Consider the following 21,676-nt stretch of genomic DNA (forward strand, 5'->3'; position numbering starts at 1 on the left):
CTGCCGCCGCCGCTTCGCGGCGCGGCAGAGCGGCAGGCCGTCAGCGAGCAACAGCTCGACACACACTGCTGGCTCTGGCTCGTCGCCGACCCCGAGAGGATCAGGCGCGACGTCGTGGAGATGCTCGTCGCAGAAGGTACTGACGTCTACATCTCGGCTGCGACAGCATGGGAAATCGTCATCAAGCACGCGCTCGGAGAGCTCTCCCTTCCCATCCCGCCCGCCGAATACATTCCCTCTCGCATGGCCGCCCTCGGTCACCTTTCCCTGCCCATCGAGCAGCGGCACTCCCTCCAGGTCGCCGGACTTCCCCCGCATCACAAGGATCCATTGGACCGGACCCTGGTCGCGCAGGCCCAGGGCGATCGTTCATCGAGATGTTTCGTGAGAACCCGAACCTCGCACCACGAACTAGCCTAGCCTATGACGATCTGCGGCGCGAGTTTGCTCTAGACATGCCAGGCATGAGTATGATATCACATATTCGGTCCTTCAATCCAATGAGGAGCGACGCTATGGACTCGAATCGCGTCGCTTCCGGGAGGAGATGGTAGCATGTTGATGTGTTCCGGCGGGGTGACGCAATCATATCAGGTATTGAAAATGGTGTTTGGGTTCGCCAGCGTGGTCGATGGTTGCGGCGGGACGCTCAACACGCAAGGTGCGTATCACGCCGCTCTCCAACGTCTTGAGGAGAGCGCCACCGCAATCGGTGCCCACGGTGTCCTGTTCATTGGATTTCAGAATCGGGTGGCGAGCGCTCAGGGATGTACCGGACCGAAGCAGGCATTCGAGGTGTTCGCATGGGGAACAGCGGTAACGTTCTGAGTGTCATCGACCGACTGCTGGGCCTTCTCGCGGTGGTTGCGATCCGCGGTTACAAGATTTTCTTGTCCAGGTGGACTGGACGGCACTGTCTGTTCAATCCGACTTGCTCGACCCGTTCCATGGGTTTCTTTCGTGAACTGGGTTATGTCGCCGGTCTCGCCGCTACGAAGCGCCATCTTGAAGATTGCTGCGGCGAATACTCCATTCGACTGGAGGCGGATGGCGGCATTAGCCTGATCGCGAAATCCGGTAAGTCTTTCCCGCAACACGAGCTGGCGGCTCACGTCACCGCGCGCTTGCCGCGCGTCACGTGACGCTATCTGCTCTTAGCATGCAAGTCGGGCATGCCGGCGCGGCTTGGCGCCTACATGTCGCTGCCCAACAAGCCGCTGCAGCGGACGGCGCTCCGCGCTGCCGCTGATCGACCGTCTCGTTACCGAGACGTACGCCGCCCACTTCGAGCCAGTCTGCCTCCTATGCCGCCCGCGAAGCCATACTCCATCGCGCGCGCCGAGCTCATCGCAGAGCAGGTCGGCAGGTTCGCGACCCAGCACGTTCACCAGCTGGCGGGACATCATGCAAATCTTGCGTTCTGGATCGCCGAAGCGGCGGCGGCGGTCCGAACCATTGACGAGTATCAGCAACGCTTTCGACAGCTCCGCGACGCTCAGGTCGCGTGGGTGCGGCAGCACGACACGAAGATCACGAGATACTGCCCGGTCTGCCGCGGCGCATGTGAATTCGGTCCGCAGACCCCGGACCGTCCGCATCGTGTCCCATCAGAAGATCTCGCCGCCGCACGTGAGGCCGTTCGAAACGCGGTCCGGCAGTTTCTCGTTCGGCTCTATCACGCGGGATTCGTCTCCGAAGCGGAGGTCCGCCGGTCGGCTGACCTCGTCGGCGCCTCGATCGAGCCGGAGGACCTGGAGCGAGGTGACGAAGCTCGTTGACCTGGCATTGCACGGCCGGAGCGGCGCGGGACGCCGGGGGCGACCTCGACGTCGCCAGGGATCGGCGACACTTCGCGTTCGAGGAGGTGCCGGCGCCTCCCGCCGGCGCGCCCCGCTGACGGGGCGGCCCCGATGCCGGTGGTGGGCGGCGCTCGGGGTGCTCGACCGGTCACCCCCAGGGCCGCCGCTGCACCCAGGCCTGTGGACCCACCGGCTTCCACCGACGCGGTTCGCTGGGCGAGCTCGAATCCAGCTCTTCAGGAAACCGGCGCATCTCCGCGGCGACGCCGTCCTCGCCCGTGATCATGGCGCCCCCCTTGGACGCCGCGCCGCACACGCCGAGCCCGCCCCTGCGGCCGGCGCCTCCGCCGCCGCCCTGGCCCGGCGTGCCCCCGGCCGCCGTCGCCGGCACAGTCCGCTCCCCAGCCGGCCTCGCCGATGCGCCCGATTCCCTGGCCGGGTACGCCGACGGTGCCTCGCGCGCAGCAAATTCCGCAGTCGCCGTCCGTGCAGCCCACGTCGGCCACGTCCCCGCGTAGAGGAGCTGCGTCGCCGCGGCTGCGACGCCCGGCTGCTGACCTGACACGCCGGATCCTTGCGGTGGCCCGCCCGCAGGGAGGACAATCGGGTGCGATGGTGACCACCTCGTCGTCGGTGAAGGTCGAGCTGCTGGAGCGGACGGACGTGTACGTGGTGGCGACCTGGCGGCGGCTCATGCTGCTCATCTGGCGCGGGCAGGAGAGCGTCGCCGGCGTCGAGCGTTCCCGGGCGCTCTTCCGGGCCTGGGCGGAGCGCCTGCCGGGAGGGGCAGCGTTCCTGATCGTGGTCCCCCGCCAGCGCACCGGGCCGCCCGACGAGGAGACCCGGGCGGCGATGCAGCGGGCGGCGAGCGCTCCCGGGGGGTACATGAAGGGCATCGCCACGCTCGTCGAGGCCGAGGGGTTCATCGCCGCCTCGGTCCGCGCCATCATGATGCGGCTGCAGCCCCACGGGACGCAGGGGCCCGCGCCGAACATCTTCCGGACGCCGGCCGAGGTCGCGGCCTGGGCGGCGGCGGTGCTGCAGGACCGGGAGGTCACGCCAGAGGAGCTGGCGGAGGCGATCCGCGTGGCGCGCGAGGCCTGAGCGCGCGCCCGCCGCCCGATCGCCCTCGAGCCGGCCCGGTGTGCCCGGGCCGCCCCGTGTCACCAGCCGTCAGGCGCTGTCGAACACGGCTCCGTTGATCTTGTCGCAGAGCGCCGCGTCGTAGCCGAGCTTCGCGTCGTGGAGGCTCACCGCGGGGACCGCGCCCATCAACGAGTTCGCCAAGAACACGTGGTCCGCAGCCATCAGATCCTCCACCGTGAGGCGCCGGTCCTCGACGGCGAAGCCCCACTGCGGCAGGAGCCGCCGGACCTCGGCCGCCATGGTGCCCGGCAACGCGTGCGCCGACGTGGGGAAACACGCGGTATCGCCGAACACGCAGCACACGCTCGCGGTGTTCGTCTCCGACACGGAGCGATCCGCGTTGAGGATCAACGCTTCGTCCCCCCCGTGGCGCTTGGCCCAATCCCCGGCCAGCTTGTAGTACATGTAATTGAGGGTCTTGTGGCTGGCGAGGTGCGTGTGCCGGCAGTGCGGATACACCCGGAGGGACAGCCCAGGCCGCGAGCTCAGGACGGGGCGCGGCGAATAGGGCCTGGCGCTCGCGAAGAGCACGGGGGACGGCCGCGCGCCGTCGGGCTTGCCCGCGGCCGCCACGAGCTTCACCACGGCGACCGCGCTCGACAGCCCGTTCTTCTGGATGAGCTGGGCGATGACGTCGGCCCAGGTGACATCCGGCGGCGCGGACTGGAAGAACTCCCGCCAGGCGAGCTCGAAGCGTTGCAAATGGGCCTGGAGCAGGATCGGACGGCCCGCTTGCACGCGCAAGGTCTCGAAGAAGCCGAAGCCATACGCCAGCCCTTCGCAGTCGAGCGGCACCGAAGCGGTCGCGCCGAATTTGAAGGCTCCGTCCTGCCAGACCGTGCTCGCGCTCCGCTCGTCGCCGCCCGTCGGAGCCAGGGCGCTCATCAGCGTGCGCCCCTTGTGGAGCGTCTCTTCGAACTCGCTCGCTGGATCCGAGTCGAAGACGATGCCACCACCGACGGAGAACACGACCCTGCCGCCCGTGAACGTCGCGGTCCGAATCGCGATGGATAGATCCATCGTACCGTCGAACCCGACGTAGCCGATGCTGCCCGTGTAGATGTGCCTGCGGACCGGCTCGAGCTCGTCGATGATCTCCATCGCCCGGATCTTCGGGCAACCCGTGATCGAGCCGCCCGGGAAGGTCGCGCGGAGCAGATCGACGGCATCCATGCCGGGATCGAGCTCGCCCTTCACGATCGAGACGAGGTGATGGACGTTCTGATAGGCCTCGAGGCGCTTGTGCTCGAGCACGCGCACCGACCCCGGGCGGCAGACCTTGCCGATGTCGTTGCGGAGCAGGTCGACGATCATCGACAGCTCGGCGTCTTCCTTCGCGCTCTCCTGCAGCTCCGTCCGCAGGGCCTCATCCTCCGCCGGAGTCTCCCCGCGAGGCCGTGTGCCTTTGATGGGTCGCGTCTCCACGCTGCCGTTCCTGAGCTCGATGAACCGCTCGGGAGAGGTCGAGACGATCTGGTGGTCTCCGGCGTTGATGTACGCGAAGAAGGGCGCCGGGTTGACCGCATACATCCTGGCGAAGCAGTCGAAGGGGTCCCCGGCGAACGGCGCCTGAAAGCGCTGGGACATGTTCACCTGGTATACGTCGCCGTCGACGATGTACCTGCGGATCGCCTCGACCGCCGAGAGGTACTCCTCCCGCGAGACGATCGAAGCACATTTGCCGCTCGCTCGCGGCGCCCGCTCGCGGAGCGCCGCCGCCGGCGCGCCGAGCGCCTCCTTGAAGCGCGCCACGTCCTGGCGAAACGCAGCGTCGTGCTCTTGCAACCCTTGCAAGCGCATCGCCAGGAGCGTCGTCGCTCCCGAGACCCGGTCGTGGATCACGAGGATGGCCGGCGCCACGAGGTGCATCAGCGGCAACCCGAGATCGTCGATGCTCGTCCTCGGCAGCTGTTCCAGGCAGTCCTTCAAATCGTACGCGAAGTAGCCGAAAAGCCCGCTGGACAGCGGCAGCGGCGCTCCCAGCTCCGGCAGGCTGCAGTGCTGCAGCAGGCGGCGCAGCGCGGTGAATGGGTCCTCGTCGAGCTCGGCGCGATGGTCGCCGTCGGCGAGCGTGGTCCGCGCGCGGTGACCGCTCAGCGAGAGCCAGGGATAAACGCCGAGGATGTGGTGACGGGCGGAGTCGAGCTCCCCGCCGCTCATCAGCGCCACGGTGCCGGGCAGATGCGCGAAGCGGCGCACCACGTCCACGAACGGCTCCTCCAGGTCGAGGGGCTCGGAATGCACCGCCGTCACTCTCCGGAGCCAGGGCAGGCTGACGTCGACCGCAGCTGTGCTCATGATAACGCTCCTTTCAGCGGACCCGAGCGCAGGAAGTTTTCGACCAGCGTGAACCCGTGCTGGGTGAGGAAGCTCTCGGGGTGGAACTGGACGCCGAAAAGCGGATGGCGAACATGCTGGATCGCCATCGGCACACCGTCCGTGGACCGGGCGTTGACCCTCAGATCCTCGCTGATGTCCGTGATGGCGAGCGAATGGTAGCGCGCTACCGTGAACGGTCGGGGGACGCCTTCGAAGAGACCCGTCCCGTCGTGATGTACGGCGCTCGTCTTGCCGTGCATCGGCACGGGCGCGTGCACCGTGCTGCCGCCGAACGCTTCGTTCATGCACTGCATGCCGAGGCACACGCCCAGGATGGGGAGCTCGCCCTGGCAGCGACGGATGAGCTCGGTCGAGATCCCGGCGGCGCTCGGGCTCTTGGGGCCAGGGCTCACGAGGACGTAGTCGGGCCGCTGGCGCGCGACGTCTTCTACCGAGAGCGCGTCGGCGCGGAACACCGAGATGTCCAGGTCGTAGCTGCGGAACATCTGCACGAGGTTGAAGGTGAAGGAGTCGTAGTTGTCGATGACGAGAAGCTTGGCAGGCATGCTCTAGCCTCGTGTTTCGTTAGAGAGAGGGCGCCGCCTTTCCCCTCGGCGCGGCCGCTACAACATCGTGAGCCCACCATCGACCGGCAGGTACGAGCCGGTCATGAACCGCGACAGGTCGCTCGCCAAGAAGAGCACGGCGCCCGCCATGTCCTCCGGCAAGCCGTTGCGGCGCAGCGGGGACTTGGAGGCGATCGCCTCCTTGACCGCGGGCGCCATCGGCATGGCCGCGTCCGTCAACGTGAGCCCGGGCGCGACCGTGTTGACGCGAACGCCAGAAGGACCCAGCTCGGCGGCGAGCGCGCGCACGAAGGCGTCGACCGCGGCCTTGGCCGTGCTCTGAGCGAGGAACCCCTCATTGCTGCGCCTGGAGAGGCTGCTCGAGACCGCCACGATGCTGCCGCTCTTGCGCCGGAGCATCTCCGGGACGACCGCCTGGCACGGGTAGAACACCGCCTTGAGCTCATCGCTGACCTTCCGCTCGAGATCGGCAAAGTCGTACTCGACGAAGGGGCGATGACGAAAGTTGATATGCGCGTTCGCCACCAGGACGTCGATGCGCTCGAAGCGCTGGTGGACCGCCTTCACGAGGTTTGCCACGTCGCCGGCGTGCGTCACGTCTGCCCCGAAGACCTCGGCGGTCCCGCCCTCCGCCTCGATCTGCTCCTTGACGCGCCGAGCCTGCGCTTCGCTGTCCCGGTAGTTGATGGCGACCCTCGCGCCGTGCTCCGCGAGCAGCATCGCGGTGGCGAGCCCGATACCACGGCTGCCGCCGGTGACCAGCGCCACCTTGTCGTGGAGCAGCCCCGAGCCCGCCCGCGTCTTCGGCGCTCGTCGAGCCGTGGAGGAGGGCTGCGCCCTTCGCTCGCCGGGCGGCCGGCGCGCGATCTGGCGGTCGATCGCGGCGGCCATCGAGTCGAGCTTGGGCGAATCGAAGAGCTCCGACACGCCGAGCTCGACTTCGAATACGTCCTTGATCCTCGCCAGGACGCGCATGGCAGAGAGCGAGTGCCCGCCGATGCCGAAGAAGTGCGTTCGGCGACCGATGCGCGCGGCGGGCACGTTCACGACGAGGGACCAGATGCCGGCGAGCGCGCGCTCGGTCGGGCTCGCCGGAGGCTCGTACGGGTCGCTCTGTTGCAGCTCGCCCCGCGCCTCGAGGAGCGCGCGGCGATTCAGCTTGCCGTTCGGCAGCTGCGGCATCGCGTCGAGCAGGACGAACGCGTCCGGCACCATGTACGCCGGTAGCCTGTCTTGCAGGAACGCGCGCAGCTCCGTGATCTGCACGGCGCTGCCGGGCGCGCTGGTGTAGAACGCGATCAGCCGATCGCCGTTGCCCACGACCGCCCGGGCCCGGATGCCTTCGAAGTCACCGAGCACCTTCTCCACCTGGCGCACGTCGACGCGAAAGCCCCGCACCTTGACCTGAAAGTCCCAGCGACCGATGTAGTCGAGCGTGCCGTCCGGCAGGTGTCTGACGACGTCGCCCGTGTTGTAGAGGCGATCGCTCGGTCCAGCGCCGAACGGGTTGGCCACGAAGCGCTCGACGGTCAGGGCATCGAGGCCGTGGTACCCCTCGGGCAAGCTGACCGAGGCGACGTGCAGCTCCCCGGGGACGCCTTCGGGCACCAGCCTGCCCTGGCGATCGAGCACGTAGACCTTTGTATTGGCGATCGGCGTGCCGATCGGGACGAAATCCCGCTGACCGTCGAAGCTCGACGTATCGTAGTAGCAGATGTCGTTGAGCTCGGTGCATCCATAGTTGTTGATCAGGCGCGCGCTCGGGAACACCTCGCGGAAAGCGAGCACCAGGGCCTTCGGGAGCGGCTCGCCGGCGGTGATGCATATCTTGAGCGCCGGCAAGCGCCGCCCGCTCGACTGCAGCTGCTCGATGACGCTCGCGAGGTGCGAGGGCCCGATGTTGAGGCGGCTGACGTGGTGCTCGGCCAGCGCGGCGACGAAGGCCGCCGCATCTCGCACGGTGTGGTTGCCGATGAACACCTGCGGGCACCCGTTGAGCAGGCCCGCGAACAGCTCCTTGACCGCGACCGCAAAGACGAACGTCGTCTTCTGGGCGACGACCTCACCTGCCTCGAACGGCAGCCAAGCTTCGAGGGAGCTCAGCCAGTTGTCGAGCTGGCGATGGGGCACCCGGACGCCCTTGGGCTTGCCCGTGGACCCCGACGTGTACATGACATAGGCGAGCGCCTCGGGCTCCGCGCGCGGCTCCGGCGGCGTATCCGGGTACTTCGACCCGGCGTTCCAGACCTGTTCGAGCCTGAGGCACCGAGAGTCGTCGAGCTCGAGCAGGGCCTTTTGCTGGGCGCCGCAAACGACGGCGCTCGGGCGCGCGTCATCGAGGATTTGCCGGACGTAGGACTTCGGGTACGCCGGGTCGATCGGCACGTACGCCGCCCCCGCCTTCCAGATACCGAGCAGGGTCGCGAGCAGCTCGCCGCTGCGATCCAGACACACGGCGACCAGATCCCCCCGCGCGACGCCTCGCGCCGCGAGCGCGTGCGCCACCTGGTTCGCGTGCCGCGCGACCTCGAGGTAGCTCCAGGCGCCCCGCTCGTCCCAGCACGCCACCGCGCCCGGCGAGCGCTCGACCTGCGCGTCGAAGCGCTGGACGAAGGACCAGGCCGGAGCTGGGGTCGCCGGCGCTCGGTTGTACTGCTCGAGCAGCTTCTGAACGTCGGAGTCGCGCAGCAGAGGCAGCTCGATCACGCGCCGACCCGCGTCGCTGAACATGCCTTCCAGCACCCGCTGATGCTGAGCGAGCAAGCGCTCGATGGCCTCGCGGTCGTACAGATCGGAGGCGTACACCACCTCCACCGCGAGCTCGTCCGCCCCCCCCGAGTACGACAGCTCGATCTCGCATCGCGCAGGGACGTGCTCTCTCGCGAGCAGCTTCCGAACTGCGTCGTCGCCCTCGTCGGGATCGGGGTAAGCGTGGAACTTCACGTCACCCGGCAGCGGAGCGTCCAGCGAGGTCTCAGGGAAATTTTGATGCCTCATGACGATGGGCACCAGCGGGTTTGCGCTGCCGCGACGCGCGACGTCGGTCGCCTGCAGGATCCGCTCGAAGGGCACGGCGTGCTCGAACGCGGTCAGCACCTGCGCGCGCACCGCCTTGAGCAGCGCGCCGACGCTGCTCTGTTCGTCTATGTGTAGCCGGAGCGGCAAGATATTGATGAAGAACCCGATCAAGGGCTCGAGCTCGACATCCGTTCGGTTGGACGTCGTGGTGCCGATGCAGAGGTCGTCCCTGTTCGTATACCGGCTGAGCGTGACGCCGAGCGCCGCGAGCAACGACATGAAGAGCGTGCAGCCGTGCCGGCGAGACAGGCGATCGAGGTTTTGCGCGAACTCGCTCGAATAGCGATGCACGAAGCTCCCGCTCCTCGTGCCGGATTTCGCCTGCCGCGTATGCGTCGTGGGGAGCTCGAGGCTGTCCTCGTAGCCCTCGAGCGTTCGACGCCAGTAGTCGAGGCGAGCGGACATGTCCGAGGCCCGCTGCAAGCGCGCGTAGTCCTTGTACTGCACGGTCAGCGGCGGCAAAGCCGGCCGCTCCGCGCGGCAGAACGCGGCGTAAGCGCTCTGAAGCTCCCCCAGAAAGATGGCTTTCAGCGACCAGGCATCCGCCGCGATGTGGTGCACGTTGAACAGGAGCAGGTGCAGGTCCCCCGACAAGCGCAGCAGGCTCACGATGAAGATCGGACCCCGGAGGAGGTCGAAGCGATGTTCGAGATGTCGCTCGAGGTGCTCCAGCATCCGAGCGCGGTCGACGGCGATGACCGGCAGGCGCACGCGCTCCGGCGGCGCGACGAACTGCACGGGCTCTCCCTCTCCCGTCTGCCCGTAGTAGGTGCGCAAGCTCTCGTGACGGGCGACGATTTCGCTCAAGCTCTGCTCTAACGCCGAGACATCGAGGTCGCCTCGGACGAGCAGCAGGAGGGGCAGATTGTAGCTCGTGTTCTCTGGACTGCGCTGGTGGTGGATCCACAGTCGCTCTTGAAACAAGGACAGCGGGCTGCCCTCGTCGCCCGGCGCCGGCGGCACCTGCAGTTCATCCGCCGCCGCCGCTGGTGACGCTGCCATGGCCGAGGGTGACGTCACGACGGGTTGCGAGCTCGCCGCCTCCTGGCGAACGATGCCTCCCTCGTCGTGCACGAGCCCCGAACGACTCGTGACGTGAACATACGAACCCTCATCGACAGCCATACCGGTTCCTCCAGGGAGTGGAATGTTCAAATGCAACGGCGATTCGCAAACCCTTGGTGATGACTGGGCGACATCTGCGCAAAGCTAAACCCTGACTTGGGACCGCCTCTTCCAGCACGCGGTCGCTCGGAGGGGCACTCACAGCTCGGCAGGTCGCCGAGGCCGGTCAATCGCCGCAGCTCCTTCTCAAGTGCACCAAGAACGGTCGATCATGCGCGTTCGGGCGTGCACCGCATCGTTCATCCCCGCAAGTGAGCACAAGGACCTTACCACGATCTGGCTTTGGTCGGAAGAGTTTGGTGTATTCGCGCACACGAGACCAGGCTCATGGTGGTAGCGTGGACGTAGTGATGACGGCGGAGCGTGTCAACGGATTTGAAACAGCGGGAACATGAATTCCAGAGGGAAGCAGCTTACCGTCTCGAGAAAATGGCGCGGCGCGCTGAGGTGCGGAAGGCATCGGTGCAGACGGTGGCTCCGGACTCGGAGGCGCTGTCGACGTCCAAACGAACGTATTGTTTCGTGGAAGTTTCTGATAGAGATGGAAATGGCAATCTGATCCTAGTCACCCGGTCAGTAGAACAGGCCTTGCCCTCAGTCGCACACGGTCACCTTGGCGTGCAGCGCGGCGAGGGCGATGCTCGGGGAGCCGTTCTCGTTCCCTTGCCGCCTCGCCACCGCAGCCGCCGGTCCCGCCCGAGCCTCTCCCGGCGCCCCCCTTGGACGCCGCGCCGCACACGCCGGGCCCGCCCCTGCGGCCGCCGTCTCCGCGGCCGCCGTGGCGCGGCGTGCCCCGGTCGCCGTCGGCGGCCCAGTCCGCTTCCCAGCCGGCCTCGCTGATGCACCCGATGCCCTGGCCGTGGTCGCCGACGGCGCCTCGCGCACCGTAGATCCCTTGGTCGCCGTCCGTGCAGCCCACGTCGGCCACGTCCCCGCCTCCTCGCCGTCGGTCGTTGCTGCGGTCCGGCGTCGGGGTCGGCTCGCCGTCGTGCCCGTCCGCCGCGGCCCGCACGGTCCTGGGCCGGTCTCCTTGACAAGGCGGGGCACCCTTCGGATACGCTATCTCTCGACGATGCGTGAGGGCGGCACGAGGGGCGGGATCGGCGTTCGAGGCGCTCCACGCGGAAGCCGCGGTCAGCGGTCGAGAGGGCTGATCACGCCGAGAGCGCCGCGGTCGACAATGTGGGTGTAGGACATCGTGCTCCGCACATCCTTGTAGCCGAGCCATGTCCGAATCGTCCGGATACGGGTGCCCGCCTCGCGCAGGCCCACGCGCTTCAGGAAACCTCATGTTCGATCACGTCGTATTCGGAGTCAGCGACTATGCGGCGAGCAAGGCGTTCTTCCTGAAGGCGCTCGAGCCGCTCGGCGTCGTCAGGCGACGCAATCCACCCGAGCACCATGATGAGAAATCGCCTCGCGAGCTGCAGTTGCGGCAAGTTGTCGGCCGAAGTCGAAGGCGAGCCGATCCGCGTGTCCGTCTGTCACTGCCTGGCCTGCCAACGCAGAACCGGAAGTGTTTTTGGCGCCCAGGCCAGGTTCAGGCGCGAGGACGTGAAGATGAAGGGTCACGGGAAGGACTTCGTCCGAATCGGAGACGAAGGGACGAAGAGCACCTTCACGTTCTGTCCTGAATGTGGCGCCACCGTCTATTACACGATGGCCGGGCACGAGGACATGATCGCCATCCCGGTGGGAGCCTTCGCGGACCCGGCCTTCCCCGGTCCAACGTTCTCGGTCTATGAAGAGCGAATGCATGGCTGGGTGGTCATGCCGCAAGACATCGAGCACATGCGCTAGAGCACCGATCCGCTTGAAACGCCCGAGAATGAAGAGATTCGAACCACAGAGCCACAGAGGGCACAGAGGGGAGAGAAGAAATAGGAATCTTTAATTCTCTTCACTCTGTGCCCTCTGCGCCTCTGTGGTTCATTTTCTCGGGGTTTCAACCCGTTCGGTGTCCTAGCGGATGTCGTCGACGCTCACGCCGAGCCGCTCGGCGTAGAGGCCAAGGGTGCGCTGCCACGCCGGGCGGGCCTGACAGCGCTCGTAGTAGGCCTTGAGCCTCGGGAAGGGATCCATCAGGTCGGTCTTGCGGATGCTGCGCAGGACGCCGGCCATCATGATGTCGGCCGCCGTGAAATCGGCGCAGGCGATCCACTCGCGGTCCTCGAGGCGGCGCTCGACGTCGCCGAGCCAGCGGCGGGCGAGCTTGGGCACCTCCGCGTGGAGCTTGGGTGCGGCCTTGCCGCTGTCGAATATCCCGATCACGTCGAGGCACACCAGGGTCGGCTCGACGGTGCTGACCGCGGCGAAGCACCACTGGACGACGCGGGTGCGGCCCTGGACGTCACCCGGGATCAGCTTGCCGGACTTCTCCGCCAGGTAGAGCACCACCGCGGCAGATTCGGCCACCACGAAGCCGTCGTCGTCGATGACCGGCGCCTGGCGGAAGGGGCTGATGCGGCCGTAGGCGTCGCTGTCGAGCTCGCCGGCGGTGTGGTCGAGCGCGTGGACTCGATACGGCAGCCCGGTCTCCTCGAGCGCCCACTGCGCCCGGAGGTCTTTCGTCTCGCCGATCCCCTCGGGGAAAATTTTTCCGAAGCCGTAGAGCGTGATCATGTCGTTCTCCGATCGGTGGCCGATCCACCGGCCCGCGCCGGAGCGTGCCATGCTGCGGACGGCGGCGCGAGCGCCAGCGCCAGACCGGTTGACCCAACCCGAAGCGGTCCAGCGAGCCGACCCGGGTCGAGGCATGGGCGATCCAGGTCGACGCATGAGCGACCGCTGCTCCTCGGCGTCGATTCCACACATCCCCCTCCCGACGACGGTGGGCCGCTCTACTGTGCTCCTCCACAATAGCCGGCCGATCGAGGCCGCCGAGGAGGAATTCAGGGCATCCCTCGAGATCGACACGCGCATTCCGCGCAGCGGTGTGGTCCTCTGGAAATAGGGCCGCCGCGCGCGGCGCCTTCGCCGCCGCGATCCGCTCCCGCGACGTCGCCGCGGTCGGGGGCGCCGAGAGCCCGGCGGACCTCGCCGTGAAGCTCGCACCCCACGGGTGAGAAGGACGAGGAGGACAAGGATGCCCACCATTGCAATCGTCGGCGCCGGCATGGCCGGCCTGCACCTCGCGCTGCACCTCCAGAAGGAGGGCCTCGACGTGCACCTCTACGAAGAGCGCACGCCGGACGAGATCCGGGCGGGGCGCCTGCCCAGCACCGTCGCGCTCTCCCCGCCGACCCGGGCGCGCCAGCGGGCGCTCGGCGTCGCGCACTGGGAGGGGGCCGAGCACGCCACCCGCATCGTCCGGTTGCGCGTGGCGGCCGATCCGCCGCTCGGCTTCGTCGGCCACCTCCCGGATCACGCGCTCTTCATCGACATGCGCGTCTATCTGCCCCGGCTGCTCGAGGACTTCGCCGCGCGCGGCGGCCGCGTGGTGAAGGCCTCGCTCGACGCGGCCGGCATCCGCGACCTCGCCGCGGGGCACGACCTCGTGGTCGCCGCCACGGGCCGCGAGGGCCTCTCGGACCTCTTCCCGAGGGTCCCCGAGCGCAGCCCGCACGCCGGGCCCCAGCGGCGGCTCTTCGCGGGCATCGTCCGCGGGCTCCGCATGCCCGAGCGGCTCGAGTTCATGTTCCAGCTCTCCCCGGGGCACGGCGAGATCTTCGAGAACCAGTACCTCACGCTCGGCGGGGTCGCGCCATCGCTGCTGATCGAGGCGATCCCCGGCGGCGCGCTCGAGCCGATCACGCGGATGCGCTACGAGGACGATCCGGCGCGGTTCGATGCGGCGCTGCTCGACGCGGTGCTCGCGCACGCGCCGCTCACGGCCGAGCGCGTCGATCGGGCGAGCTTCGGCGTGGCCAGCCCGCGCGACTATCTGACCGGCGCCGTGACGCCGCTCGTGCGGCGCGCGTACGCGCCCCTCGGCGGCGGCAGGTTCGCGCTCGCGCTGGGCGATCTCCACATCACCCACGATCCGATCACGGGCCAGGGCGCGAACATGGCCACGCTGGCGGCGTGGCTCGCCGCCGAGCGGATCGCGGGGCAGGCCGCCGCCGGCGCCGCGTTCGATGAGGCGTTCTGCGCGGACCTGGAGGACCGCCTCTGGGAGGCGCTCCGGCCGGCCACGGACTGGACGAACGCCTTCCTCCTGCCGCCGCCGGACCACGCGCTGGCGCTCCTCGCCGCGGCCTCGCGCAGCCAGCCGCTGGCCGACGCGTTCGCCACGAACTTCTCTTACCCGGATCGCCAGTGGGCGATCCTCTCGTCGCCCGAGACGACGGCCCGCTTCATCGCGAGCCACGCCTGACGCGGAGGACCCCGGCGCTCCACCCCGGCACGCCGCGCTCCGTGCCGGGGAAGAGCACCTCGCCGGCCCTGTCGTGTCCGCCTCCGTCCGCGCGCGCGCGGACGCGCGCGTCCGCGGACGCGCGCGTCGACGCGGCGGCTTGCGCGGCGCGCAACGAAGCGCTCGACGGTGCGCTGATCAAAGGGCTGGACGGACTTAGTAAATAGTGCTAACTTACTCTCGGACCACGTGATGCAGGCCGGTGGAAGGCCGCCGTGATGATCCGTCGACCCCGTGGTGCGTCTGGTCCGGGCCTGACGAAGGCGCACGCAAGCCACGAGCAGGAGAGCCGTCCATGACCGTTGTGATTGGAAACAAAGAGTATTTCCCCGGTGTTGGCAAGATCCCCTACGAGGGGCCTGAGTCCGACAACCCCCTCGCCTTCAAGTGGTACGATGCCAACCGCGTCGTCGCCGGCAAGGCGATGAAGGATCACTTCAAGTTCGCTGTGTGTTACTGGCACACGTTCTGCGGTCGTGGGCACGACCCGTTCGGTCCGGGGACGATCAACTTCCCCTGGGACGAGGGCAAGGACCCGCTGACCCGCGCTCGCATGAAGATGGACGCGAGCTTCGAGTTCATCACCAAGCTGGGCGCGACGCACTACTGTTTCCACGACATCGACCTGGTGGAAGAGGGCGACAGCCGCGCCGAGACGTCGCGCCGCCTTCAGGGCATCGTCGAGTACGCCAAGCAGAAGCAGTCGCAGTCGGGCGTCAAGCTGCTGTGGGGCACGGCGAACCTGTTCTCCAACCCGCGCTACATGAACGGCGCCTCCACGAACCCGGACTTCTCCGTGGTGGCCTACGCCGGCGCCCAGCTGAAGGACGCCCTCGACGCCACGATCGCGCTGAACGGCGAGAACTACGTGTTCTGGGGCGGCCGCGAAGGTTACATGAGCCTCCTGAACACGGACATGAGGCGCGAGAAGGAGCACTTCGCTCGCTTCTTGACCATGGCTCGCGACTACGCGCGCGCCCGGGGCTTCAAGGGGACCTTCTTCATCGAGCCCAAGCCCATGGAGCCCTCCAAGCACCAGTACGACTTCGACGCCGAGACCGTGATCGGGTTCCTGCGCCAGCACGGCCTGGACAAGGACTTCAAGCTCAACCTGGAGACGAACCACGCGACGCTCGCCGGCCACACCATGGAGCACGAGATGCAGGTGGCCGCGGACGCCGGCATGCTCGGCAGCATCGACGCGAACCGCGGCGACTACCAGAACGCGTGGGACACCGATCAGTTCCCCTACAACATCAACGAGACGGTGGAGATGATGCTCATCCTGCTCCGCAGCGGCGGGTTCCAGGGTGGCGGCGTCAACTTCGACGCCAAGCGCCGTCGTAACTCGACGGATCTGATCGACACCTTCCACGGCCACATCGGCGGCATGGACGTGTTCGCCCGCGCGCTCATCATCGCCGACGACCTGATCCGCAAGTCGCCGCTCGAGTCGATGCGCAAGGCTCGTTACGCGTCGTTCGACAACGGCAAGGGCGCGGAGTTCGAGCACGGGAAGCTCACGCTGGAGCAGCTGGCCGAGATCGGCAACGCCGGCGGTGAGGTCAAGCTCACCAGCGGTCAGCAGGAGCTGTACGAAAACATCGTCAATCGGTGGATCCGATAAATCGATCGGGCGAGCGAACGGCCTCCCCGGCGCGTTCCAGCTCGCCCCACCCTCGCCGCCGCTCTGTAAAAGAATGAACATGGCGGCGAGCTTCATCCTGCCGTTAGGTCGGCTCCGAAAATCTTGACGTCGCGGAACGCGGTCGCTTGTCCTATCCGCCGCGGACGTGCGCTCGGCCCGAGGGCCAGACGGGGGCGCTCGTCCATCGTCGCGGGTGGCGGCAGGTACAGGGGAGTTGGACAAATCAAAGGCGGTCCACGGACCGCATCGGACTTGGCGAGAGGTGTGTGATGGAGACGCGCAAGCCGGTCATTCTGGGGTTCATGGGCAACCGGGGGTTCTTCCCCACGGAGTTCGCGGTGGAGGGCGCGCGGGCCACGGCCGCGGTCGTGGAGGCGCTGCTCGGAGAGCACGTCAAATACGTAGATCTAGGGAATGTGGAGTCCTACGCGGACGCCAAGCGCGCTGCGGGGATGGCTCAGGAGCATCGGCAGGGCGTCGACGGCGCTGGCGCCATCGGCGTGATCTGCTCCATGTACAATTTCTCGGATGAGAACGGCATTCGGGACTTCCTGCGCCTCGCGGATCTGAACATCCCGGTCTTGATCCACACGGAGCCGGACGTGCGCGGCCAGGGGAGGATGGGGGAGCGGGGCCGTCGTGACGGCGCTTGTGGGCGTTTTTCCGCGGCCAACGCCCTGCGCCACATCGGCTACCCCTACACCTTGACGACGAAGCACTGCGAGTCGGTGCGCTCTGCCGACTTCGCGCGGGATTTGCAGGCGTTCTATGCCACGTGTGTCCTGGCTTCCAAGTTTCGGCGTCGCGGCCGCGGCGTTCGCCTGGGGCTGGTGGGGTCGGGGCCGGACGCCTTTCAAACGGTCACCCACGTCTCCACGGAGCTCTTGGGGCACATGGGGTTGAGCACGGTGGGGCTGGAGCTGATCGCCCTGGATCGGCAGATGCGTCAGGTCGATGCGGCGCAGCTCTCCGACAAGCGCGAAGAGATCCGCGCCCACTTTGGCGCGGTCGACGTCCCGCCGCCTTCGCTGGACGCCATCGCGCGCATGGGCGTGGTTTTTGACCGCTTCATTCGCGACAACGACCTGGACGGCATCGCCGTGCGCTGCTGGACGGAGATGCAGAAGTATCAGATCGGCGGGACGGTCGGGGTCATGCCGTGCACGTGCATGAGCATGCTCTCGGACAAGCTCTTGCCCGCCGCGTGTGAGACGGACATCGCGGGCTGGATGGGCATGTACATGCTGCAATGCGCGTCCGGCCTGGTTCCGGTCCTGGGGGACTGGAACAACATGTTCGATGACGACCGAGAAGAGGTCGACCTCTTTCATTGCGGCGTCTGGGCCAAGAGCGTCATGCACCCCGGGGCCAAGATCACGGAGCATCAGATCCTGGCCAAGGAGGTCGGCAAGGACAACAGCTGGGGCGCGGTCGACGGCGATCTCAAGCCCGGGACGTGCGCTTTCTTGCGTCCGTGCACCAACGCGCGGGAGGGCAGCATCTTCATGTATGGTGGCGTGGGGCGCGTGACGGAGGAGCGCATCAAGACCTTTGGCACGCGCGGGCGCGTCCACATTCCGCGTATCCAGGAGCTCTTCCGCCACGTCACGGACCCCAAGCGGGCGGTGGAGCACCACACGGCCCTCGTCGTGGGTGAGGGCCGGGCGATCGCCACCACGATGAAGGCCGTGCGAGACGCCCTGCCGTACATCAACGCCCAGGCAGGCCTGAGCCAGACAGGTCGCGAATTGATCGAGTACTACGAGCACAGCACGGTGGAAGAGCTCTAGCGACTCGAAGGCGGCGCGCGTCGCCCAGCGAGCACGGGTGCCCCGTCGAGCGATCGAAGGCTGAGCCCTCGTGCCGACGGTGGGGTGGGTTACACGTTGAGGTCCACCTGCTGCAGCAGCCCCACGCCGCCTTCCTCCTCGAGAGCGCGCCGCCCGGTGCGCCCCGGCCGCCTCGTCCGCCTCGCTGGGGCTCGCCGCCGTCGCCGCCCTGGCCGCCGCGAGCCACGGCCCCTCGCCCAGGACCGGCGCCGAGGCGGGCCCGGCTCGTGACCCGGCCGAACTTGCGGTAAGCTCCCTGCGTCATGAGCGACGTCGACAATGTCCTGGCCGCAGCGCTGCGTCCGTCGGCGGAGCTGCTGCCCAACGCGCCGCTGCGGCGCACGGGCTTCGCTTGCCGCCGAGCGGCTGACCGCTAGCACATCATCAGGTGCATTCGTGTCGAAAGTCGATCTCAAGAAGGAGCTCAAACATCTCTACCAGGCATCTGCGAAGGAGGTGGTCCAGGTCGAAGTGCCGACATTCCGGTACCTCATGATCGACGGCGAGGGCGACCCCAACACGTCGCAGGCGTATGTCGAGGCAGTGGAAGCGCTGTTCTCCGTCTCCTACACGGCGAAGTTCATGGTGAAGAAGGGGACGCGAGGGATTGACTATGCGGTCATGCCTCTCGAAGGCCTCTGGTGGTCGGATGACATGTCCGTCTTCACCTCCAACGATAGGTCAAGGTGGAAATGGACGATGATGATCATGCAGCCTCACTTCGCGGACGAGGCGGTGATTCACGCGGCCATGGCGGAGGTGAGGCGAAAGAAGGCGCTCCCCGCGGTGGACGCGCTCAGGCTGGAGAGCTTCACCGAAGGGACATGTGCTCAGATACTTCACGTTGGTCCCTTCACGGAAGAAGGACCGACCATCCAGCGAGTGCATGATTTCATCGATGCGCGCTCGGCGCTCGCGGGAAAGCACCACGAGGTGTATCTGAGCGACATACGTCGCGCCGACCCGGCCAAGTGGAAAACCATCATCCGCCAACCCATGGAGTGATAGCTGACAGATCGTCGGCGACGACGCCGCTCCGCGGCCCGGCTCGGCTCAGGCGGCAGATCGCAGAAAACACAATCTCCCCCCCCCCACCATCACCCGTCCTTGGAGTTTTTATGAAGCGAGTCACTGGCATCGGCGGCATCTTCTTCAAAGCCAAAGACGCTCCGGCGCTACAGGCTTGGTACAAGCGGCACCTCGGGATCGATGTCCAAGCATGGGGTGGCACGGCTTTTACCTGGACCGACGGTGAAGGTAAGCCGGTCGCCGGAACGACCGTCTGGTCCATCGCTCCGGCGCAAGGCGACCAATTTGCGCCCAGCGCTTCAACGTTCATGATCAATTATCGGGTCGAGGACCTCCACGCCCTCGTCAAGGTCTTGCGCGAAGAAGGCTGCAACGTCCTCGAGAAGATCGACGATTCCGAGTACGGGAAGTTTGCCTGGATCATCGATCCAGAAGGAAACAAGGTAGAGCTTTGGCAGCCGCCTGCCGGCCAATGACCACTCTGCTGCCGCGCGTATCATCTGTCGGGGGGGGCCTCGGATCGCCCGCGAGCAGATGCTCCCTGCCATGTCTGGCGGTCGTTCAATCGGAGGTGCGCTGCATGCGCTGGAGGATGGTGTCCAGGTTCCACGTCTCCGGCTTCTGCCGGGGAGGGAACCTCTGGAACGAGGCCACGAACTTCCTGGCGAAGGCGAGGGCCGGGATGATCACGAAGGCATGGTCGATGCGCCACTTGTCGTAGAGGATGCTGCCCTGATCGGCCCTCTCGAAGGGATCGGCCCGGAGGTCGAAGAGCTTGGGCAGGCGGAGCGGCACGAAGGGATCCTGCCAGACGAGGAGCCCCTGGGCGCGCTGCTCGGCGAAGACGGCCTTCCAGCGATCGTAGCGGAGGGCGACGACCTGCCCCTCGTCATTCACCAGGCCCCTTGTCGCTCGCCGGCGCCCGCAGGCTCTGCTAAGGTCGCCCGCGCTCGTCGTGCGCGTACCGCAGCGCCCCTGAGGCCTCCGGGAAAGCGGGGACATCGGTGAGCGGGCCCAACTGGACTTCTTGTCCTCCGTGCGGTAAGGCTCCGTAAAGGACGCTGGGGGTGTAGCCGGATGCTCGAGATGAAGAGGAACACCCAGACGCGACCGAACTTCTGCTCCTTTCTCGTCGTCGCCGCCACCCTCGCTGCGGGGGCAGGATGCTCCGCTCCCGACCGGCATTTCTCGGACAGCGGCGCGGGAGGCGGAACGGGCGGCGGTCCGACCGATGCGCAGAACGGCGTGGGCGCCGGCGCGTCCGGCGGGGGCGACGGCGGGGGCGGCGGGGACGCGTCCGGCGGAGGCGGCGAGGACGCGTCCGGCGGAGGCGGTGGGGGCGCGTCCGGCGGGGGGGGCGGTGGTGATCCTGGATGCCAGATCCCGCCAGACAGCCCCACGCTCGCCGACGCCATCATGGTGGCTGCGGGCGACAGCCATACGTGCGCGATCCGGCATGACGGCTCTCTCTACTGCTGGGGGGACAACTCGTTCGGCCAGCTGGGTGTCCCGCAGGCGATGGCGGTCTCCTCGAGCACGCCGGTGAGAGTGCTCTTCCCCGCGTCGCTCGGCACGGCGACGATCACGCAGATCGCGTTGACCGAGCGGGCGACCTTCGCGATCGACAGCCAGCTCCGACTCTGGGCCTGGGGAAACAACGAGACCGGGATCCTCGCGAACGGCGCCAAGGACTCGATGGCCCATGACGTCCCGGCGATCGTCAATGACGGTACGGCCCCGTTGCTCGTGCGCAAGATCGCGCCACAGTGGTACTCGGCGTGCGCGCTCACCTCGACCAGCAGCATTTACTGCTGGGGGGCCAACCTGTTCTCGAGCCTCGGGCCGGATGCGAGCGGCGAGGAGAGCCTCGTCCCGGTGAGAGCGTTCAACTTCACCGCGGCGGCCGGTCCGAAGGCCGTCCTCGCGCGGGGCATCGGCTCGATAGGCAGCTGCTCCTCGACCGGGGCCGCGGAGGACGGGCTGCGTTGCTGGGGCGCGCTCGGCGGCGGTTATATCCTCACGAACACCTCCACCAGCTCCCAGGGCGGCGTGAACTACAGCGCGCACATGCCGCTCATCGAGGCGGGAGCGACGCTGCCCTTCTCCGAGATCTCCTACGGCACGAACTTCGGCTGCGCGCGCGACGACGTGGGAGGCCTCTTCTGCTGGGGGACGAACAACAGCTCAGGTCAGCACGGCGCCGAGGCTCCCCCGGCCGGGACGGCGGCTGCGATCCCGGGTGTCTGGGGCCCGATGTCCACCGGCTACGTCTTCGTCTGCGCGATCGACGACCAAAGGCAGCTCCGCTGCCGTGGCAGCAACGAGCAAGGGCAGCTCGGTCGCAGCACGCCGATGATGGGCGATCATGCGCGCATGGAACCCGTCGTGCTCGGCGACGGCACCCCGCTCGCCAAGGTCGTCGCGGTGAGCGCCGGCTTCTTCCACACGTGCGCGATCGTCGAGGGGGCGTGCGGCCCCACGGGCCCTGGCCAGGTCCTGTGCTGGGGCAGAGGCACCCTGGGTCAGCTTGGCGACGGCGCCGGGACGAGCTCCGCGGTCCCCGTCGAGGTGAAGGCGCCCTGATCAGGGGCGCCGAGGCCGAGGGCGTGAGCCGCGAGGACCTGGCGCCGTTGCCCAGCTCGAGACCGCCCTCCGGGTCGCCCGGGGCGCCGTCGGGTCCTGATGCCGACCCGAGCGCGCGCGCCAGGCTGCGCCGCGACACCGTCCACCTCTGGACGCTCGAGATCGCGACCCAGACTGGC

Annotated in this window: 17 protein-coding genes and 1 pseudogene; 13 read left to right on the forward strand and 5 right to left on the reverse strand. The window is 67.6% G+C overall.

Features of this window, described 5'->3' with window-relative positions; translation table 11 throughout:
• The 5 genes from NQZ70_RS01540 to NQZ70_RS01560 all read left to right on the forward strand — a co-directional run bounded on the left by NQZ70_RS01540 (position 1) and on the right by NQZ70_RS01560 (position 2,903).
• A complete protein-coding gene (locus tag NQZ70_RS01540; protein WP_324293072.1) occupies positions 1 to 420 on the forward strand; it encodes a type II toxin-antitoxin system VapC family toxin in 420 nt (139 codons plus the stop codon).
• Between the two features lie 135 nt (positions 421 to 555).
• Positions 556 to 828: a heavy metal-binding domain-containing protein gene (locus NQZ70_RS01545; RefSeq protein ID WP_129572633.1), complete on the forward strand. Its 273-nt coding sequence runs from the start codon at positions 556 to 558 to the stop codon at positions 826 to 828.
• Positions 804 to 1,142, forward strand: coding sequence for a membrane protein insertion efficiency factor YidD (gene yidD / locus NQZ70_RS01550; protein ID WP_165373746.1), 339 nt, complete (start codon positions 804 to 806; stop codon positions 1,140 to 1,142). The genes NQZ70_RS01545 and yidD overlap by 25 nt, the downstream gene beginning before the upstream one ends.
• Positions 1,143 to 1,304: 162 nt before the next feature.
• The gene (locus NQZ70_RS01555; RefSeq protein ID WP_129572635.1) at positions 1,305 to 1,778 is read left to right on the forward strand and encodes a hypothetical protein; all 474 of its coding nucleotides are present in this window, start codon (positions 1,305 to 1,307) and stop codon (positions 1,776 to 1,778) included.
• Between the two features lie 633 nt (positions 1,779 to 2,411).
• Positions 2,412 to 2,903, forward strand: a complete 492-nt coding sequence (locus NQZ70_RS01560) for a hypothetical protein (RefSeq protein ID WP_129572636.1) — start codon at positions 2,412 to 2,414, stop codon at positions 2,901 to 2,903.
• Positions 2,904 to 2,972: 69 nt separating this feature from the next.
• On the opposite strand, the gene pabB is transcribed toward NQZ70_RS01560, so the two are convergent.
• From pabB to NQZ70_RS01575, 3 genes are read right to left on the reverse strand one after another with little or no spacing between them, the layout of a single operon-like run.
• Positions 2,973 to 5,243, reverse strand: a complete 2,271-nt coding sequence (pabB, locus tag NQZ70_RS01565; protein ID WP_129572637.1) for an aminodeoxychorismate synthase component I — start codon at positions 5,241 to 5,243, stop codon at positions 2,973 to 2,975.
• Entirely contained in the window at positions 5,240 to 5,830 is a 591-nt protein-coding gene (locus tag NQZ70_RS01570) for an aminodeoxychorismate/anthranilate synthase component II (protein ID WP_129572638.1), read from the reverse strand. The genes pabB and NQZ70_RS01570 overlap by 4 nt, the downstream gene beginning before the upstream one ends.
• A 57-nt stretch (positions 5,831 to 5,887) precedes the next feature.
• Positions 5,888 to 10,054, reverse strand: coding sequence for a non-ribosomal peptide synthetase (locus tag NQZ70_RS01575; protein WP_129572639.1), 4,167 nt, complete (start codon positions 10,052 to 10,054; stop codon positions 5,888 to 5,890).
• Positions 10,055 to 11,343: 1,289 nt separating this feature from the next.
• Between NQZ70_RS01575 and NQZ70_RS53230 the strand changes: the two are divergent.
• A pseudogene (locus NQZ70_RS53230) lies at positions 11,344 to 11,431 on the forward strand (VOC family protein); the annotation flags it as partial.
• Positions 11,432 to 11,458: 27 nt separating this feature from the next.
• On the forward strand, positions 11,459 to 11,854 hold the full coding sequence (locus NQZ70_RS01585) for a GFA family protein (RefSeq protein WP_129572640.1): 396 nt from the start codon (positions 11,459 to 11,461) through the stop codon (positions 11,852 to 11,854).
• 162 nt (positions 11,855 to 12,016) lie between these two features.
• Here NQZ70_RS01585 and NQZ70_RS01590 read toward each other — a convergent pair whose 3' ends face one another.
• Positions 12,017 to 12,676, reverse strand: a complete 660-nt coding sequence (locus NQZ70_RS01590; protein WP_129572641.1) for a glutathione S-transferase family protein — start codon at positions 12,674 to 12,676, stop codon at positions 12,017 to 12,019.
• 463 nt (positions 12,677 to 13,139) lie between these two features.
• Between NQZ70_RS01590 and NQZ70_RS01595 the strand changes: the two genes are divergently transcribed.
• From NQZ70_RS01595 to NQZ70_RS01615, 5 genes are all read left to right on the forward strand, one after another.
• On the forward strand, positions 13,140 to 14,369 hold the full coding sequence (locus tag NQZ70_RS01595; protein WP_129572642.1) for a styrene monooxygenase/indole monooxygenase family protein: 1,230 nt from the start codon (positions 13,140 to 13,142) through the stop codon (positions 14,367 to 14,369).
• 334 nt (positions 14,370 to 14,703) lie between these two features.
• On the forward strand, positions 14,704 to 16,035 hold the full coding sequence (xylA, locus tag NQZ70_RS01600) for a xylose isomerase (RefSeq protein ID WP_129572643.1): 1,332 nt from the start codon (positions 14,704 to 14,706) through the stop codon (positions 16,033 to 16,035).
• 290 nt (positions 16,036 to 16,325) lie between these two features.
• On the forward strand, positions 16,326 to 17,846 hold the full coding sequence (locus NQZ70_RS01605; RefSeq protein WP_129572644.1) for an L-fucose/L-arabinose isomerase family protein: 1,521 nt from the start codon (positions 16,326 to 16,328) through the stop codon (positions 17,844 to 17,846).
• Between the two features lie 435 nt (positions 17,847 to 18,281).
• On the forward strand, positions 18,282 to 18,890 hold the full coding sequence (locus tag NQZ70_RS01610; RefSeq protein WP_129572646.1) for a GyrI-like domain-containing protein: 609 nt from the start codon (positions 18,282 to 18,284) through the stop codon (positions 18,888 to 18,890).
• A gap of 113 nt (positions 18,891 to 19,003) precedes the next feature.
• On the forward strand, positions 19,004 to 19,390 hold the full coding sequence (locus NQZ70_RS01615) for a VOC family protein (RefSeq protein ID WP_129572647.1): 387 nt from the start codon (positions 19,004 to 19,006) through the stop codon (positions 19,388 to 19,390).
• Between the two features lie 85 nt (positions 19,391 to 19,475).
• Here NQZ70_RS01615 and NQZ70_RS01620 read toward each other — a convergent pair whose 3' ends face one another.
• Positions 19,476 to 19,811: a hypothetical protein gene (locus tag NQZ70_RS01620; RefSeq protein WP_207217712.1), complete on the reverse strand. Its 336-nt coding sequence runs from the start codon at positions 19,809 to 19,811 to the stop codon at positions 19,476 to 19,478.
• A 189-nt stretch (positions 19,812 to 20,000) separates the two neighbouring features.
• On the opposite strand from NQZ70_RS01620, the gene NQZ70_RS01625 reads away from it, so the two are divergent.
• Positions 20,001 to 21,497 (forward strand): RCC1 domain-containing protein, encoded by a 1,497-nt coding sequence (locus tag NQZ70_RS01625; RefSeq protein WP_207217713.1) that lies wholly within the window; start codon positions 20,001 to 20,003, stop codon positions 21,495 to 21,497.
• Positions 21,498 to 21,676: the final 179 nt, after the last annotated feature.

The sequence above is a fragment of the Sorangium sp. So ce836 genome, assembly GCF_028553905.1.
Classification (GTDB): domain Bacteria; phylum Myxococcota_A; class Polyangia; order Polyangiales; family Polyangiaceae; genus Sorangium; species Sorangium cellulosum_D.

Coding starts and splice junctions, on each gene's coding strand:
- NQZ70_RS01545 (WP_129572633.1), top strand. CDS start 556: ATGTTGATGTGTTCCGGCGGGGTGACGCAATCATATCAGGTATTGAAA.
- yidD (WP_165373746.1), top strand. CDS start 804: ATGGGGAACAGCGGTAACGTTCTGAGTGTCATCGACCGACTGCTGGGC.
- NQZ70_RS01555 (WP_129572635.1), top strand. CDS start 1,305: ATGCCGCCCGCGAAGCCATACTCCATCGCGCGCGCCGAGCTCATCGCA.
- NQZ70_RS01560 (WP_129572636.1), top strand. CDS start 2,412: ATGGTGACCACCTCGTCGTCGGTGAAGGTCGAGCTGCTGGAGCGGACG.
- pabB (WP_129572637.1), bottom strand. CDS start 5,243: ATGAGCACAGCTGCGGTCGACGTCAGCCTGCCCTGGCTCCGGAGAGTG.
- NQZ70_RS01570 (WP_129572638.1), bottom strand. CDS start 5,830: ATGCCTGCCAAGCTTCTCGTCATCGACAACTACGACTCCTTCACCTTC.
- NQZ70_RS01575 (WP_129572639.1), bottom strand. CDS start 10,054: ATGGCTGTCGATGAGGGTTCGTATGTTCACGTCACGAGTCGTTCGGGG.
- NQZ70_RS01585 (WP_129572640.1), top strand. CDS start 11,459: ATGAGAAATCGCCTCGCGAGCTGCAGTTGCGGCAAGTTGTCGGCCGAA.
- NQZ70_RS01590 (WP_129572641.1), bottom strand. CDS start 12,676: ATGATCACGCTCTACGGCTTCGGAAAAATTTTCCCCGAGGGGATCGGC.
- NQZ70_RS01595 (WP_129572642.1), top strand. CDS start 13,140: ATGCCCACCATTGCAATCGTCGGCGCCGGCATGGCCGGCCTGCACCTC.
- xylA (WP_129572643.1), top strand. CDS start 14,704: ATGACCGTTGTGATTGGAAACAAAGAGTATTTCCCCGGTGTTGGCAAG.
- NQZ70_RS01605 (WP_129572644.1), top strand. CDS start 16,326: ATGGAGACGCGCAAGCCGGTCATTCTGGGGTTCATGGGCAACCGGGGG.
- NQZ70_RS01615 (WP_129572647.1), top strand. CDS start 19,004: ATGAAGCGAGTCACTGGCATCGGCGGCATCTTCTTCAAAGCCAAAGAC.
- NQZ70_RS01625 (WP_207217713.1), top strand. CDS start 20,001: ATGAAGAGGAACACCCAGACGCGACCGAACTTCTGCTCCTTTCTCGTC.